Annotated in this window: 1 protein-coding gene; it reads left to right on the forward strand. The window is 65.8% G+C overall.

All coding sequences use genetic code 11. The features are described 5' to 3' along the window. Positions 1-287 precede the first annotated feature (287 nt). Positions 288-1460, forward strand: a complete 1173-nt coding sequence (gene nadA, locus ELR45_RS27590; protein ID WP_129669182.1) for a quinolinate synthase NadA — start codon at positions 288-290, stop codon at positions 1458-1460. Positions 1461-1630 lie beyond the last annotated feature (170 nt).

Consider the following 1630-nt stretch of genomic DNA (forward strand, 5'->3'; position numbering starts at 1 on the left):
GGTCTGCGCATTGAGCGAGACGGCTGTCTCGCATTCCGGCACATGCGACCGCCCGTTCCTTATGTCCCCTCCGTGCCGCTCGGTTAACGTCGTGCGACGATGGTGCTGCGCCACGGTGACGAGCAAAGCTCAGCGGGCTGACATCGCAAAGTGAGCGAGAAGCCGGGCGCAACGGGGCATACCAGCTGTCCTACGTGTGTTGACGCCAACGTCGAGACAACGCGGGCTGCGGGCAAGATGATGACGTCGAGGCCTGTGACCCCCGCCGGAAGAAGGACGAAAGAGCCGTGACCGTCACGCAGAGCTCGCCTCAAACCCCCCTGCCGTTACTGCTGCTGGGACGCAACGCGGACCCCGCCACCGAACGTGGCGTCGAGTGTCCCGGCGACCTCCCAGCTGCCAGCGACCCGGAACTCGTCGAACGCGCTCGCGCCGCCCGCGAGGCGCTTGGTGACCGCGCCTTCCTGCTGGGGCACCACTACCAGCGCGACGAGGTCATCCAGTTCGCCGATGTCACGGGAGACTCGTTCAAACTGGCCAAGGACGCCGCCGCACGGCCCGAAGCGGAGTACGTCATCTTCTGCGGCGTGCACTTCATGGCCGAGTCCGCGGACATCTTGACCAGCGATCATCAACAGGTCATCCTGCCCGACCTCGCCGCAGGCTGCTCCATGGCCGATATGGCGCGGCTGATCCAGGTCGAAGATGCCTGGGCACGCTTGGCCGACGCCGGTGTCACGGCGTCCACGGTGCCCATCACATACATGAACTCCTCGGCCGACATCAAGGCGTTCGTCGGCCGCAACGGCGGCGCCGTCTGCACCTCCAGCAACGCCAAACGCGCCCTGGAGTGGGCATTCGAGCGGGGCGAGAAGGCCCTGTTCCTGCCCGACCAGCATCTGGGCCGCAACACCGCGGTGCTCGAGATGGGCATGTCGCTGGACGACTGCGTGCTCATCGACCCGCATAAGCCCGGCTTCGGCGTGACCGACGAGCAGCTGCGCAACGCCCGCATGCTGCTGTGGCGGGGCCACTGCTCGGTACACGGCAAGTTCACCGCCGACTCGGTCGCCGACGTGCGCGAGAAGGTGCCGGGCATCAACGTGCTGGTCCACCCGGAGTGCAAGTACGAGGTGGTGACCAGCGCCGACTACATCGGCTCCACCGAGTACATCATCAAGACCATCGCCGAGGCTCCGTCCGGCTCGGCCTGGGCGGTGGGCACCGAGCTGAACCTGGTCAAGCGGCTGGCTGAGCGGCACCCGGACAAGAACGTCGTCTTCCTCGACCGGAACGTCTGCTTCTGCTCCACGATGAACCGGATCGACCTGCCGCACCTGGTGTGGGCTATGGAGAGCCTGGCCGACGGCCACGTGGTCAACCGGATCGAGGTGGACCCGGACACGGCTCATTGGGCTCGCGTCGCTCTGGATCGCATGCTCGCCCTGCCCGGCATCTGAAGATCGCGACTTCGATACCAAACATCACCTAGAGTCGCGCAGATTGGGACAAAGGATCGCCAGGCTCAAGCCCAACCGGGCCACAGACCGACCGAGCTTGGCATACTCAGCGCAACCCGCCGCCTGGAGATCCTCTGTCCCAATCTGCGCGGCCTATGAGGTCAGCGTCC

Source organism: Phytoactinopolyspora endophytica (genome assembly GCF_004138495.1).
Taxonomy (GTDB): Bacteria; Actinomycetota; Actinomycetes; order Jiangellales; family Jiangellaceae; genus Phytoactinopolyspora; species Phytoactinopolyspora endophytica.